We start from the raw sequence: 14,125 nt of genomic DNA on the forward strand, positions 1-14,125 counted from the left end.
CTTCGAGCTGGCTGCGTTGCAGCGCCACCTCGCCCACCCGGGCTTCCGTGACCGAGAGGCGGGCGGCTGTGTCGCGCACCAGTTCTTGGGCCTGGTGCGCCATGGCGCGGGCCTCGATGGCCTGGGCTCCCGCATCAGCCGACTGGCGAGCAAGTTGCTCCTGGATGGTGTTGAGCTTCTGCCAGAGCAGGCCGCTGCTGACCAGGGCGGCAATGGCCACCGCGCCCAGAAGATAGGTGCCGGTGTGCCGCAGCGATGCCGTGGGTGCGACGCCCACCGCCGGGCCAGCGCCGGGCGGAGCAGCGGTCACCGGGTTGCCTGGAGCGGCTGGAGCAGAAGAATCGGTGGGGGGCACGAGGCTCATGCCGCCGATTCTATCGAGGCCACCACGTCATCCAGTGCGGGCCGGCATTCGTGCACGCTGCCAAACCCGGCGGCACGCGCTGCCTGTGCAATGCGTGGGTGCGTGGCCAGCGCGCGCGCTGTGTGCAGTGCCAGGCCGGGTGCGGCGCTGGCCAGGTGCGCAAGCGCTTCAGAGCTGCTGAGCAGCCACCACGAACCGTCGCCTGCCGCTGCATGGGCCAGCGTGGTCTGTTCGGGGGTGAGGCGCGGCGCACCCCGTGTGTAGGCCACCACAAACTCCACCGTGGCGCCCGCCTGCTCGATCTGGCGGGCCAGCCAGTCGCGCCCGATGCCGGGGCCTGGCTCGGCCCCCTCGGAGCAGCCGCGCACGATGAGAATGCGGTCGCCTGCGCGCACCTGTGTCGCCACCTGCTGCCACAGGGATTCCGAGTCGAACTGCGTTGCATCGGGCGCCGGGCTGTCGATGCAGTCGAGCGGAACCCCCGCGCGCAACAGTGCACGCAGGGTTCCGGGGCCAGGTGCCCATGCTCTTGTTTTAATAGCTGATGGCGCAGGTTTCGTAAGCGCTAGAGGCTCTTTTTGTTCAAAAAAGTAGTCCACTGCGTTGCCGCTGACAAACATGGCGGCACGGTAGCTGTCGAGTTGGGCCCGGGCCCGGGCGATGGCGGCGCGCTGCTGCTGCCCGCCCGACAGCTGGACCGGGTACTTGTCGGCATGGCCGGCGATGCGCACCCGCTCCAGCAGGGCCATGGACCGCTCCTTGGCCTCGGCGCGCGACAGGCCCAGCACCCGCATCGGGGCCAGGACGCAGTTGTCGAGGACGGTCAGATGCGGAAAGAGATTGAAGGCCTGGAAGACCATGCCGCTGGCGCGGCGGGCGCTGGCCCCTTCCCGTCCGCGGGCCGAGAGATCCTGGCCATCGACGCGGATGGTCCCGCCTTGATGCGGCTCCAAGCCGTTGATCGTGCGGATCAGGGTCGACTTGCCCGAGCCCGAGGGCCCCAGGACCACGACCTTCTCGCCGGCGGTTACGGTCAGATCCAGGCCGCGCAACACCGGCTGGTCACCGTACCCCTTCTGGAGATTTTCGATCTCAATCATCGCCTTGGTCATGCGGGACTCCGGGGAGCGATCTGGAGGCGGCGTTCCAGGGCGGCGGCCGCGCGCGACAAGCCAAAGCACAGGAGCCAGAACGACAGGCCCACGAAGAGGTAGGCCTCCGGCTCCAGCCCCTGCCAGGCAAAGTCGCTGACGGCGTTGCGCAGAACGCCGGTAATGTCGAGGACGCCGATCACATAGAGCAGACTGGTGTCCTTCAGGAGGCCGATGAAGCTGTTGACCAGGGCCGGGGTCGCGGTGCGCAGGGCCTGGGGCAGGACGACATCGCAAAGCGCGCGCACCGGGCCAAGCCCCAGGGCTCGGGCCGCCTCGCGCTGGCCCTGGGGCACGGCCATCAGGCCGCCGCGCACGGCCTCGGCCATGTAGGCGGCCTCGAACAGGGTGATGGCGACCATGGCCCGGCCAAGCTTGTCGAGCGGCAGGGCCGGCGGTAACAGCAGCGGGCCCAGCACCGCGGCGGCGAACAGCACTACGATCAGCGGCGCGGCCCGCGCGGTCTCGACATAGGCGCTGGCCAGCAGACGGATAACAGGCAAGGGGCTTTGGCGGGCCAAACCCAGGAGCACGCCGAGCGGCAGGGCGAAAATGGCGCAGACCGCGCCGACGATCAGGTTGAGGGCGAGGCCTCCCCAATAGGCGCTGGGCACGCTGGGCAGCAGCCGCGCCCCGCCCATGAGGGCCAGGCAGACCACGGCGCCGAGCGGAGCGGTGACCAGGGTGAGACCGGCGCGGCGCGGCAGGGCGAGCGGCGAAAGCCCGGCCGCCAGGGCCAGGACGGCGAGCAGAACGCGGACCCCGTGGCCTGGCGGATAGAAGCCGATCAGGATCTGCGGGGCGCGGGCGGTGATCATCGCCCAGCAGGCCCCGGCCGGATCGCAGGCCGCGCGGCTGTCGCCGGTCCAGGTGGCGTCGAGGATCAACCAGCGCAGAGCCGGTCCGGCCAGCACCACGGCGAGCGCGGCGACCAGCGCCCAGGTCGCCCAGCGGCCCCAGGGATGCTCTTGGCCGACGCGGCTCATCGCACCGCCCAGCGCGCCTGGCGCGCGGCCCACAGGTTGATCAGGCCGCTGATCGACAGGCTGAGCGCCAGGTAGAAGACCAGGATCAGGCCCAGGGTCTCGATCGCCTGGCCGGTCTGGTTGAGCACCGTGCCGCCGAGCAGAGCGACGAGATCGGGATAGCCGACGATGATGGCCAGGGAGGCGTTCTTGGCGAGATTGAGATACTGGCTGGCCAGCGGCGGGGCGGCCACCCGCAGGGCCTGCGGCAGGGTGATCAGCATCAGGGTCTGGGCCGGCGAGAGCCCCAGCGCCTGGGCGGCCTCGGCCTGGCCGGGGGCGATTGCCGCCAGGGCCCCGCGCACGACCTCGGCGATATAGCCTCCAGTATAGAGCCCAAGCCCCCCGACCAGGGCCAGCAGCGGCGGCGAGACGACCTGCCCGCCGACGAAGCCAAAGCCCTGGGCGCGGGGAAGCTCCAGGCCCGAGACCGACAGAACCAGGCCAAGGCCGCAAAAGCCCAGCCAGCCAAAGCTCAGCACCTGGGCCGCGCGGCGGCTGGGCGCCCGGCGCCAGATGGCGACCAGGGCCGCCAGCGCCAGGAGCGCCCCGGCCAGCGCCCCGCCCTCTCCCCATCGCCAGTCGAGGCGCGGCAGGTAGAGACCGCGGTTGCTGACAAAGCCCAGACCGAAAAGATCGATCGCGGCGCGCGGCGGCGGGGCCATGGCCAGCAGGCTGTAGAGCACCAAGAGCAGCACCGGCAGCGGGATGTTGCGAAAGAGCTCGACATAGCCCTGGGCCAGGATCCGGACCGGTCCGGACCTGGCTCGCAGGGCCACGCCAAAGGCCAGGCCCAGCAGGCTGGCCAGGATCGCGCCCAACCCCGTGACCTTCAAGGTGTTCAGCGCCCCGACCAGCAAGACCTTGGCGTTGCTGTCGCGCGGCGAATAGGTGATCGGCGTCTCGGCGATGTCGAAACCGGCGGCCCGGCCCAGGAAGTCAAAGCCCGAGGCCAGGCCGCTGGCACGCAGATTGGCCGCGCCGTTGCGGGCCAGCAGCGCCAAGAGGGCGAGGACGGCGGCCAGGGCCAGGCCCTGCCAGGCGAGGCTGGCCAGGCGCTGGCGCGTGAGCGGGACGGCGGGCGGGCGGCTCATCGCATCGGCGGGGCGTAGAGGAGGCCCGGCGGGGTCGCGTTCCACAGGGCGTTGAGGCCGCGCTCGATCTTCAGGGGCGTCGCAGGCCCCAGGTTGCGGGCGAAGACCTCGCCGTAGTTGCCGACCTGTCGGATGATCTGGAAAGCGAAGTCGTCGGACAGGCCGATCATTGCCCCATAGCCCGGCTCGGCCCCGAGCAGGCGGCGGATCTCGGGATTGTCGCTGTGGGCGCGCAGGGCCTCGACATTGGCCGAGGTCACGCCCAGCTCCTCGGCCAGGATCATGGCGTTCAGCGTCCAGCGTACGACATTGCCCCAGGCGTCGTCGCCTTGGCGCACCACCGGGCCCAGGGGTTCCTTGGAGATCACCTCGGGCAGGATCAGGTGGTCGCCGGGACGGGCCAGGGTGGCGCGGGCGGCGGCGAGGTTGGAGAGGTCGGCGGTATAGACGTCGCACTGCTCGCGGCCATAGGCCGCGCGGGCCTTGTCCTCGGTGTCGAACACCACCGGCTCGTAGGTCAGCTTGTGGGCCCTAAAATAGTCGGTGAGGTTCATCTCGCTGGTCGAGCCGGTCTGGATGCAGATCCGCGCCCCATTCAGCTGCGCCGCGTGGGTGACGCCCAGCGCCTTGCGAACCAGGAAGGCCTGGCCGTCGTAATAGTTGACCCCCGCGAAATCGAACTTGGCGTCGCGCGAGAAGGTCGCCGAGGTGTTGCGCCAGAGGACGTCGACCTCACCGGCCTGCAGCACGGTCAGGCGCTCGGTCGAGGAGGTCGGCGTGAAGCGGGCGGCGTCGGCGCGGCCGAAAATCGCTGCGGCGGTGGCGCGGCAAAAATCGGTGTCGAACCCGCGCCAGCGGCCGGTGTTGTCGGCATAGGCAAAGCCGATCAACCCCTGCTGGACGCCGCAGACCAGATAGCCGCGGGCCCGGACGGCGGCCAGCGTCCGCCCCTGCCCGGCCCCGGTCGCGCCCAGCGCCACGGGGGCGCCCTCGACCCCGACCGCCTTGGGCGGCGGGCCATCGACGGCGCTGCCCGGATCGCCACAGCCGGCCAGGAGGCCGACGAGCGGGCCGGCGAGCAGGCTGGCGGCGACCAGCGCCGCCAGCCCCCTAGCGCGGCGCGCCATCGCCGCTCTCGTAGCGATCGCGCAGATCGAGCGCCCGCGAGCGCAGCGGCTGGGCTTGGCCATCGACATAGATGGCGGTCGGCAGGCTGCGCGGCTCGAGCGGGTCGCCGTCCCAGATCACGAGGTCGCCGGCTTTGCCTGGCTGCAGCGAGCCCAGCTGGTCGGCGAGGCCAAAGATCCGGGCCGGGGCGATGGTGATCGCCTCCAAAGCCGCGGCGTAAGGAAGCCCCTGGGCGACGGCCGAGCCGGCCTCGTAGCGCAGTTCGCGCACCCGATGGGCCGGATCGGGGCTGACGATGGCGATCTCGACGCCGGCGGCGCGCAGCTTGGCGGCGTTCTGCAGGCTGGCCCCGACGATCTCGAAGCTGCGCGGCAGGTCGGCTGTGGCGTTGAGGATCACCGGGACCTTGGCGGCGGCGATCTCATTCGCCACCCGCCAGCCCTCCTCGGCCCCGTTGAGGATCACCTTCAGGCGCTGCTCGCGGGCGAAGGCCAGCACCTGGCGGATGTCGGCGGCGCGATGGACGGTGACCAAGAGCGGCTCGCGCCCCTCGACGACCGGGATCAGGGCCTCGAGATCCTGGCGCGACAGCTTCAGCTCGCGCAGCTCGCCGCGGTCGTAGGCGGCGCGGTTTTGCTTGTAGAGGCGCACCTCCTCGAGGCGGGCGCGCAGGAGACCGATCTCGGCCCCGCGCGAGCCGCCCGCGCCGTTCTCGCCAAAGCGCATGGCCACGGCCAGGCGGGGCCTCACCAGCAGATCGCCGGCCAGGCGGATGGCCAGGACCTGGCCGTCGAACAGCGCCCCGTCGCCGTCGTCGGCGCCGCCGCCCTCGCCGTCGCCGCCCGGGGCCGGCACGACGATGGCGCGGGTGACGCCGCCCAGCCGCGCGACGGGCACGAGGGTGGTGTCGGGGTTGAGGCCATATTGCGGATCGAAGGCCGCGCCGAGATCGGAAGACGCGCTCTTGGCGTCATCGGTCCCCTTGACCGAATTGACCTCGCGCACGCCCAGGACCGTGTTGGGCGCGAAAAGGCCGGGGGTGACGATGGCGCCCTTGGCGTCGACGACGCTGGCTCCGGCCGGCGGGGCCAGGCCCTTGCCGACGGCGAGGATCTTGCCATCGCGGAGGATCACCGTTCCATCGGCGATCTCGCCAGCCGGACCCATGGTCAGGAGCCGGGCGTGGATGATGGCTGTGGCGGGCGCGGCCAAGGCCGAGGCGCTGAGCGCGGAGGCGGCCAGCAGCCCGGCCAGCAGGGGAACGATCGGCTTCATTGGGCGAGGTCTCCGCGGTTCTGGCCGAGCTCGAAGTCGGACGGGCGGCGCGGCGCCTGGCGATCGAACTGCACGGCGCCGTCGATGAACACCAGGTCGGCCAGCGCGTAGATACTCAAGGGATCGGCGCTCCACAGCACGATGTCCGCCATCTTGCCGGGTTCCAGGGAGCCGGTGCGGTCAGCTACGCCCATGACCTTGGCGGAGTTCAGCGTGATCCACTCGATGGCCACTTCGTCGGGAATGTCGATGCCGGCCCGGCGGCCGGCGGCCTGGGCGACGGCGGCCTCGCGATTGAGGCGCTGGATGATGTTGGGATCGTCCGAGTGCAGCGAGACGCAGACCCCGGCCTTGGTCAGCAGGGCCGCGTTTTCCTCGATGCCGTCATAGGCCTCCATCTTGAAGCCCCAGCGGCCCGACCAGACGGCCGCGCAGATGCCCTCGCGGGCGAGCAGCGGGGCGATCTTGTAGGCCTCGACCGCGTGGTGGAAGGCCGTGATGTGGTAGCCGAACTCGTGGGAGACATCGATCAGGTTGGCCATCTCGTCGGCCCGGTAGCAGTGGTTCTGCACCAGGAGCTCACCGTTCAGGGCGCCCGACAGGGTGTCGAGGGTCAGGTCGCGCTTGGGCGGCTCGCCCCCCTCCCCCTTGGCGGTTTTCTTGTCGTAAGCGGCCCAGCGCTTGCCGTAGTCGGCCGCCTCGATCCAGCCGCGACGATAGCCAGCGACATTGCCCATGCGCGTGGCCGGCGTGCGGCCGCGCGAGCCATAGCGGCCCTTGGGGTTTTCGCCGCAGGCCATCTTCAGGCCGTACGGCGCGCCGGGAAACTTCATCGCCTGGGCGGTGACGGCCGGGATGTTCTTAAGGGCCACGGTGCGGCCGCCAAAGAGGTTGGCCGAGCCCGGCAGGATCAGGAGACTGGTAACGCCGCCGGCCCGGGCCCGCTCGAAGCCCGCGTCCTGGGGCCAGACGCTGTGCTCGGCCCAGACATAACCGGTGTTGGGGTCGATGTTCTCGTTGACGTCCACCTGGCCGGTGACCGCCGGAGCCGGAAAGACCCCCAGGTGCGAGTGGGCGTCGATCAGCCCGGGGGTGACCCAGCGGCCCTTCGCGTCGATGACCTTGGCGCCGGCGGGCGGCGCGGCGGCCGGGCCGACCGAGACGATCTTGCCGGCGTCGAACACCACCATGCCGCCGAGGATCTTCTGGCCCGCGCCGGTGTAGATGTTGGCGTTGACGATGGCCGTCAGGCCCGAGGCCGGAGCTTTGTAAGTACTCGGATAGGGATCGCGAACTGGAACCAGACCCTTGGGCGGCGGGGCGGCCGGGCGCGGGGCTGCTTCGGCCTGGGGCTTGGGCGGAGGCGTCGTCGCGCAGGCGGCCAGCAGCAGCGAGGCGCTTAGCGCCAGCCAGGGGACGCGGCGACGCGGCGCGGCGGCGCTGGCCAGTCTCGACGGGTGTGACACGGGATCTCCTGACGCCGCCGAACGCGGGCGGTCCTTGATCAAAAGAGAAGCGGAAGAGTGGGCGCCCGCCGGACGCCCTGGGCAGAGGGCGTCCGGCGGGCCGAGGCGAAGATTCGGACGCCCCTGGGGAGGTCCGCCCGGAGCTCCTCGCCGCGTGGCTAGAACGACTTGCTGAGGCTCAGGTACCAGTAGCGGGCGTAGGGCTGGTAGACGGCCCCGAGATAGCCGTAGGTCCCCGAGGCCAGCGGCGGGTTCTCGTTCGTGATGTTATTGACGCCCAGGCGGATCTTGGAGCCTTCCAGCCGCCCCTTGCCGACCGCCCACTGGCCATAGAGGTTGCCGGTCACTTGGCTTTCGACCTGCCAGGGCGTGCCGTCGGTCGCCAGCAGCGAGGTGTCGTCCATCGAGGAGATGTACTTGGTGAAGGCGCCCACGGTCAGCTGCTCGTAGCGCCAGGTCAGCGAGGCCGAGACCTTGGTCTTGGGCGTGCCGTTCTGGCGCAGGAGGTCGCCGCCGCCGGTGATCGACGTGCCGGCGTTGATCTTGCCGGCCTGGCGAGCGGCGAGCAGTTCGGCGATCTCGGCCGAGGGCTGGCGGTAGAACTTGTTGAAGTGGGCGACATTGATGTCGGCGTCGAAGTCGCCAAACCGCGTGCCGTGCAGGCGCCAGTTGAGGCTGACGTCGAGGCCGCGGACGTCCTGCGGATTGAGGTTCTGGTACTGGTCCTTGACGTAGGTCACTTGGCCGACGGCGGCCAGACCCGTGCCGTTGGTGCGGGCGATGTCGTCGGCGGTGGGGGCCAGGCGGATGACATTGGGGTTGCTCGAGCCCTGGACGCGCAGCAGGTAGTCGAGGATCAGGGCGTTACCTTCGCCAAACACCCCGATAATGCCGTTCTGCTTGGTGTCCCAGACATCGACGGTCAGGGTGAACCGGCCCAGTTCACTCGGAATGAACTTCGGCTGCAAGACAAGACCGATCGACTGGCTTTCGGAGGTCTCGGCCTTCAGGTCGGGATTGCCGGCCCGCTGGGCGGTGGCGACGATCGAGGCCGAACAGGCGCTGAAGCTCGAGATCCGGCCGGCCCGCAGGTCGGCCTCGCAGAAGATGTAGTCGGTGCGGGTGTTGCCGCGGGTGACGATCGAGGAATTGACCTGCAGGAGGTTGGGGGCGCGGAAGCCCTTGGAATAAGAGCCGCGCACCCGCACGCCGTCGAAAAGGTCCCAGGCCAGGGCGACCTTGGGTTTGGCGACGTCGCCAAAGTCGCTGTAGTGCTCATATCGGCCGGCCAGCTGCACCTCGACATTGCGCACCAGGGGCACGTTCATGTCCGGCGAGACCACCGGCACGGCCAGTTCCGCATAGGCCGAGGCGACCTTGCGCGAGCCCTTGGAGTCGGGGGTCGGACTGACGCCAAAGAGGTCCGAGGTCTGGACCTCGCCGGTCACCGCGTCGGTGAACTTGATCGTGCCGTCGACGCGGGCGTCGCGGTTGTCGCTGATCGTCTCGCGGCGCAGCTCGACGCCGGCCGCCAGGCCAAGGTCGCCGGCCGGCAGGGCCAGGAGGTCGGCCTTGGAGACCTTGAAGTCCCATTGGGCCAGGGTCGAGCGGCCCTTCAGGTAGGTCTTGACGCGGATGGCATCGAGGGCGGCCTTGGAGCTGGGCGTACCGTCGATCCCGGTCGGGTTGCTGGCGCTGCCGCCATTGAACGGGTTGTAGGCGTCGGGAGTCGACAGGGCGAGCTGCTTTTGCAGGGCTGTGGAGCTGACGCCGTCCTGGACGTCGGTGACGCCGGCCTCGGTGTAGAGCAGCGCGCTGTCCCAGCGGAAGCCGTAGGCATTGCCCTTCAGCCCGCCGAGCACCCGCACCTGCTTGCCCTTGACGTCGACATTGGTCGGGCCCAGGTCGCCGAACCGGTAATTGGTCAGGCTGACGGCGCGGCCTGACGCCGGAATGTTGAGGTTGGCCAGGCGGTTGGGATTGACGGTGCCGTCAGCGAAGGTCACCGGGCCGAACGGGTTCCAGTAGTTGGACGCGGGGATGGCGATCTTGGTCGAGCCGATCGTGAACACCCCGTCCTGCACGCTGTGGGTGTCGGAGATGTAGTAGCCAAGCTCCCCGTAGGCGGTGACGTCGTCGGTCAGGTCATAGCGCCAGGTGCTGAAGAGGTTGGTGCGGCGCATCTTGGGCATGACCGACAGGCCATAGACCGATTGGGCGTCCGAGCGGGTGTCGCGGGCCGCGCCGGAGGTGGCGCGCGTGCCGGTGCCGATGCAGATGCCGCCGGCCAGCACCGAGCCGCACGAGCCGTCGGCGGTCGGCTGGATGTGGAAGACCCCGGCGGCGGTGGTCAGGTTGGTCGTGCCCTGGCGCACCGCGCCGGTCTGGCCGATCACCGTCAGGTCGGCCCACGGGCTGAGCGTGCTGCGGCGATCGAGCGTGTTTGAGCCGGCGAAGCTGGTGCCCGCGAACAGCGGGCGCTTGTCGCCGCTGGCGGTGTAGTCGAGGTCGGTCGACTTCAGCGCGCTGCGATAGGCGTAGTCGGCCGACAGGGTGACGTTGCCGCGCCCGTCCTTGAAGTTCTGGCCGACGGCGAAGTTGAGGTTGAAGTCACGCATCGACGTGCCTTCGGCGCCGCCGTAGCGCACTGTGACGGTCCCACCGTCGAGATCGTCGCGCAGCACGGTGTTGAGCACGCCGGCCACGGCGTCCGCGCCATAGAGGGCCGCGGCCCCGTCGCGCAGCACTTCCAGGCGCTGGATGCCCGAAACTGGCAGGGTGTTGGAGTTGGTGGTCAGCACCGGGGCGAGGTTGGAATCGGCCTGGGTGCCCGGCCAAGTGACGACCCGGCGGCCGTTGAGCAGCACTAGGGTGTTGCCGACGCCCAGGTCGCGCAGGTTGATCGAGCCGACGTCGCCGCGGGCGAAGTTGCTGCTGGTCGCGCCATTGGTGCTGTTGAAGGTGACATTGCCCATCTGCGGCACCGAGCGCAGCAGGTCATCGCCCGAGACCGCGCCGGTGGTGGCGATCTGGGCGGCGTCGACGACGGTGACCGGCACGGCGGCGGTGACCTTGGAGCCGGCGATCTGGGTGCCGACGACGATCACCTCCTCGACGGTGGCGGCGTCCTGCGGCGGCGCGCTGGCCGGGGCTTGAGCCTGGGCGTGGGCCAGGCCCGCGCCCAAGAGGCTGGCGGCGCCGGTCAGGAGCAGCGCCCGGCTGGCGCGTTGGAAGCGATGGTTCATGATAACCCCCTCAGGTCTAGCGTGCGCCGCCGGCAGGCTTTCGCCGTTCTCGATCGACAGCTTCTGAGACGGATGGGCGGGGCGTTGCCCCACCTGCCCTCGGCCAGAAAATCGCCGTTTTTGTCGTTGCCTGGCTGCTGGGCGCCGATCGCCCACGAAGCGGGCGCCGCCCGCCACCGAAGCCCCACTAAACCGGTAGAGTTTGCGAGGCGCGGCAGTTTTTGGCGCAGCGGCGCCAGGGAAACTCAATTGCGCGGCGGGAGGCTCGGCCCGCCGCGCGCCGGACTGACGCTAGGTGCTGGCGCTAGTAGAAGCTGACGTTGTCGATCTCGAGCCACAGGGTCTCGCCGGCTGAGCGGCCGCCCATCAGCTCGACCTCGGTCAGGTCCTTGGCGGTCCATTCGCCCTTGCCGCGCGCGGCCGTAAGGGCCGAGAACGGGATCTCGACCGCGCGCCAGTCGGCCCCGGCGGTGAACGGCGCCGACCAGCGCCCGCTGGTCGTGGTGACGCCCAGCGCATAGGCGCCGTCGCCGCGCGCCTCGAAGCGCACGCCCTTGAAGGCGCTGGCGTCGACCGGCGTGATCGAGCCGCGGCTCAGGGGAATGATCACCCCGGCGCTGGGCTTGGCCTTGACCGCCATGCGGGCCGACAGCGACAGGGCCCGGCCTTGCGTCCCCCGAGCGATGGTCTGGCTGATCTCGACGGTGCGGTCCATGCCGCCATCCGGATCGTCGGTGCGCAGGGTGTCGAGGCTGGAGCGGCGGTCAGGGCGCTCGAAGTCGTCGATCAGGGCCTTGGCGGCGATGGTCGGCGGGCGGGTCGCCTGGTTGGCGGTCATCGGCGGCGCGCCGGGGCCATAGACCAGCTTGCCGTCGATCAACACCCGGTCGGTGTTGCGCACGTCGGCGATGGTCTTCCAGGGCTCGCCTTTGATCAAAACCAGATCGGCGCGCTGGCCAACCGCGATCGTCCCGCGATCGGCCGAAAGGTTCATCAGCCTGGCGCTGTCGGCGGTGCCGGCTATCAGCGCCTGGCTGGGCGTCAGGCCCGCACGGACCAGGAGCTCCATCTCGTGCAGGGTCGAGGCGCCATGCGGCGTGCCCGGCATGCCCGCGTCGGTGCCCAGGCCCAGGGTGACGCCGGCGCCATGCAGGCGCTTGGCGTTGGCCAGGGCGAAGTCGAACTTGCGGAAGCTCTGGCGGTTCTTGGGATCGGCCGGGTCGCGGGCCGGCTCGCCAGGCTTGACCGGCTCGTAGACGGCCAGGGTCGGGGTGTCGGCCGTGCCGCCGGCCTTGATGACGGCCAGGGCCTCGTCGTCGATCAGCCGGTCCTGCAGGCTGTGGGTGATGACGTCGACCCCGGCCTTGCCGGCCACCGCGCCGCGCTCGACGGTGACGGTGTGGGTGAAGACCTTGAGGTTCTGCTTGTGGGCCTCCTCGACCAGCGCCGAAAGGGTCCAGCCATCCATGCTGGTGTTGTCGGGCGAGGAGCCGTAGCGCCAGCCGTCGGTGAAGGCCTTGATCAGGTCGGGCTTGTAGGGGGCCAGGGCCTGGATGGCGGCGCGCGCCGCCTCGGGGGTGTTGACCCACTTGGTGGTGGCGGTGTCGGCCCAGTCGGCCCCGTGGCCGCCGGGCGTGCTGACCCGGGCGGCGAAATTGACGTGTGGCGCGACCAGGGTCGAAAGCCAGGCCCGGCGCGGGGCGAAGGATTCGGGCGCGGCGTTGAAGTCGTTGACCGTGGTCACCCCGGCCGAAACGTAGGCCGTGGCGATCTGTGGGGTGGTGGCAGGAACCCCGCCGCCGGTCCAGTGGGTGTGAAGGTCAAAGAAGCCGGGCAACAGCGCCTGGCCCTTGGCGTCGATGACCTGGGCCCCGCGCGGGATCTTGACCTTAGGGCCGACGGCGGTGATACGGCCGTCCTCGATGACCACGGTGGCCGGGCGCGGCGGGGCGCCGGTGGCGTCGAAGACGATGGCCCCGACAATGACGACCGGGCGGGCGGCGCTGGCGGACGCCGAAGCGGCGGCGCGCGCCTGGACCGGCTGCGGAGCGATCAGGCTCGCGCCGATCACCAGGGCCAGGGCCGAGGCCGCGCCCACGATCCGCCCTGCCCGGCCTTGCTTGGTCTTGCCCATCGCTCTTACCCGCTCCTGTTGCCTGGCGCGCCCCGGCGCCGGTGCTCTTAGACGGCGGACGCGGCGATCGCCCCACCGAAAAACTTGGGCGGGCGACCCCATTTTTTCTCGGTTGCGGGGGGCGCAGGCGCTTGCCCGCTCAGAGAGCGATCGGCACGGCGGTGGTGAACTTCATCTCCTCCATGGCGAAGGCGGAGCTGATGTCGAGCAGGCGCACGGCCTTGATCAGCCGGCGATAGACTCCGTCATAGGCGGCGATGTCCTTGACGCGCAGCTTCAGGAGATAATCGACCTCGCCGCTCATCCGGTAGAATTCGACGACCTCGGGGATGGTGCGCACGGCCCCGGCGAAGGCGGCGAGCCATTCATCGCTGTGCTCGGCGGCGCGGACGGTGACGAAGACCACCATGGCCGAGCCGAGCTTGACCGGATCGACCAGGGCCACGCGCTTCAAGATATAGCCCTCGTCCTCCAGGCGCTTGAGGCGTCGCCAGCAGGCGTTCTGCGACAGGGCCACCGCCTCGGCCAGCTCGTTGACGGTCAGGGAGGCGTCTTCCTGGACGATCTCCAGGATACGCCGATCGATGCGATCCAGCCCGCCGTCCGCCATAGCTCACCCCTCCCAAGTCCCAGCCTAGGAGCCGGAGACTTTCGCGCCGATCGGGCCACGTAAAGGATTTTCACCACCAACGGGGCGATTTCTTGGGATATTGCCCCAAGACGCAGCGAGCGCGCGAAGGCCGCGAATGACAGCCAAGCCTAGCGTCAGCGAGCCCGGCGCCCTACCTTCGGGCCATGGCCGCCCGCAAAGGCTCAGCCTTAAAGCGCCGTATGCAGGCTCGATAACTCCAGAGACTGTCTCCTTCCGCGCGTACTGAGCGACCAACAAGAATGTCGCGCTCACGCCAAGCATAAGCGCCATAAAGCCAGTCAGAAGCCAGCTTGACAGGCGGAACGACGCCAGCCCGATTGGAGAGACTGCGGCGAAAATACCGTCACGATCCGCCACCTTGTACATTTTCACTTGGTATTTCAGAGGCTTGAGCTTTCTGTCCGTGAGCGTTGACGGTCGCCGAATGGCCCCAAATCGGCGCTCGGACGCGCAAAGATACCGTCACACCAATTCAGGCCGACTTTCGCGGTCTCCTCATGGTGAGCGCGGGGATTTCTCAAAGCCATGAAGGCGCCTGCGAAGAGGTTTAGGCGGCCTGACAATTCTCCGGCGCCCTCTACGTCTAGGCCA

General features: G+C 69.8%; 10 protein-coding genes. All 10 read right to left on the reverse strand.

Annotated features, from left to right (window positions below; translation table 11 throughout):
- Positions 1–364 (reverse strand): hypothetical protein (locus Q0379_RS15490; protein ID WP_299010658.1); only part of this gene is annotated, 364 nt, incomplete at its 3' end.
- Positions 361–1,476 carry an ATP-binding cassette domain-containing protein gene (locus Q0379_RS15495; RefSeq protein ID WP_299010662.1) on the reverse strand — a complete coding sequence of 372 codons (1,116 nt, stop codon included), beginning with the start codon at positions 1,474–1,476 and terminating at the stop codon, positions 361–363. The genes Q0379_RS15495 and Q0379_RS15490, both read right to left, overlap by 4 nt.
- Entirely contained in the window at positions 1,473–2,501 is a 1,029-nt protein-coding gene (locus Q0379_RS15500; protein WP_299010665.1) for an amino acid ABC transporter permease, read from the reverse strand. Before Q0379_RS15500 ends, Q0379_RS15495 begins: the two co-directional genes overlap by 4 nt.
- A complete protein-coding gene (locus tag Q0379_RS15505) occupies positions 2,498–3,634 on the reverse strand; it encodes an ABC transporter permease subunit (protein WP_299010668.1) in 1,137 nt (378 codons plus the stop codon). Before Q0379_RS15505 ends, Q0379_RS15500 begins: the two co-directional genes overlap by 4 nt.
- Positions 3,631–4,761 carry an amino acid ABC transporter substrate-binding protein gene (locus tag Q0379_RS15510; RefSeq protein WP_299010671.1) on the reverse strand — a complete coding sequence of 377 codons (1,131 nt, stop codon included), beginning with the start codon at positions 4,759–4,761 and terminating at the stop codon, positions 3,631–3,633. The genes Q0379_RS15505 and Q0379_RS15510 overlap by 4 nt, the downstream gene beginning before the upstream one ends.
- On the reverse strand, positions 4,745–6,037 hold the full coding sequence (locus Q0379_RS15515; protein WP_299010674.1) for an amidohydrolase family protein: 1,293 nt from the start codon (positions 6,035–6,037) through the stop codon (positions 4,745–4,747). The genes Q0379_RS15510 and Q0379_RS15515 overlap by 17 nt, the downstream gene beginning before the upstream one ends.
- Positions 6,034–7,503: an amidohydrolase gene (locus Q0379_RS15520; protein WP_299010677.1), complete on the reverse strand. Its 1,470-nt coding sequence runs from the start codon at positions 7,501–7,503 to the stop codon at positions 6,034–6,036. The genes Q0379_RS15515 and Q0379_RS15520 overlap by 4 nt, the downstream gene beginning before the upstream one ends.
- 158 nt (positions 7,504–7,661) lie before the next feature.
- Positions 7,662–10,748, reverse strand: coding sequence for a TonB-dependent receptor (locus Q0379_RS15525; RefSeq protein WP_299010680.1), 3,087 nt, complete (start codon positions 10,746–10,748; stop codon positions 7,662–7,664).
- Positions 10,749–11,052: 304 nt separating this feature from the next.
- Positions 11,053–12,882 carry an amidohydrolase family protein gene (locus Q0379_RS15530; RefSeq protein ID WP_299010683.1) on the reverse strand — a complete coding sequence of 610 codons (1,830 nt, stop codon included), beginning with the start codon at positions 12,880–12,882 and terminating at the stop codon, positions 11,053–11,055.
- A gap of 139 nt (positions 12,883–13,021) precedes the next feature.
- Positions 13,022–13,492 (reverse strand): Lrp/AsnC family transcriptional regulator, encoded by a 471-nt coding sequence (locus Q0379_RS15535; RefSeq protein ID WP_013079586.1) that lies wholly within the window; start codon positions 13,490–13,492, stop codon positions 13,022–13,024.
- Between the last annotated feature and the right edge of the window lie 633 nt (positions 13,493–14,125).

It is taken from the genome of uncultured Caulobacter sp. (assembly GCF_937900395.1).
GTDB lineage: Bacteria > Pseudomonadota > Alphaproteobacteria > Caulobacterales > Caulobacteraceae > Caulobacter.

Excerpts from the sequence above, each read along its gene's own strand:
- Q0379_RS15495 (WP_299010662.1), bottom strand. The coding sequence starts at position 1,476 with ATGACCAAGGCGATGATTGAGATCGAAAATCTCCAGAAGGGGTACGGT.
- Q0379_RS15500 (WP_299010665.1), bottom strand. The coding sequence starts at position 2,501 with ATGAGCCGCGTCGGCCAAGAGCATCCCTGGGGCCGCTGGGCGACCTGG.
- Q0379_RS15505 (WP_299010668.1), bottom strand. The coding sequence starts at position 3,634 with ATGAGCCGCCCGCCCGCCGTCCCGCTCACGCGCCAGCGCCTGGCCAGC.
- Q0379_RS15510 (WP_299010671.1), bottom strand. The coding sequence starts at position 4,761 with ATGGCGCGCCGCGCTAGGGGGCTGGCGGCGCTGGTCGCCGCCAGCCTG.
- Q0379_RS15515 (WP_299010674.1), bottom strand. The coding sequence starts at position 6,037 with ATGAAGCCGATCGTTCCCCTGCTGGCCGGGCTGCTGGCCGCCTCCGCG.
- Q0379_RS15525 (WP_299010680.1), bottom strand. The coding sequence starts at position 10,748 with ATGAACCATCGCTTCCAACGCGCCAGCCGGGCGCTGCTCCTGACCGGC.
- Q0379_RS15530 (WP_299010683.1), bottom strand. The coding sequence starts at position 12,882 with ATGGGCAAGACCAAGCAAGGCCGGGCAGGGCGGATCGTGGGCGCGGCC.
- Q0379_RS15535 (WP_013079586.1), bottom strand. The coding sequence starts at position 13,492 with ATGGCGGACGGCGGGCTGGATCGCATCGATCGGCGTATCCTGGAGATC.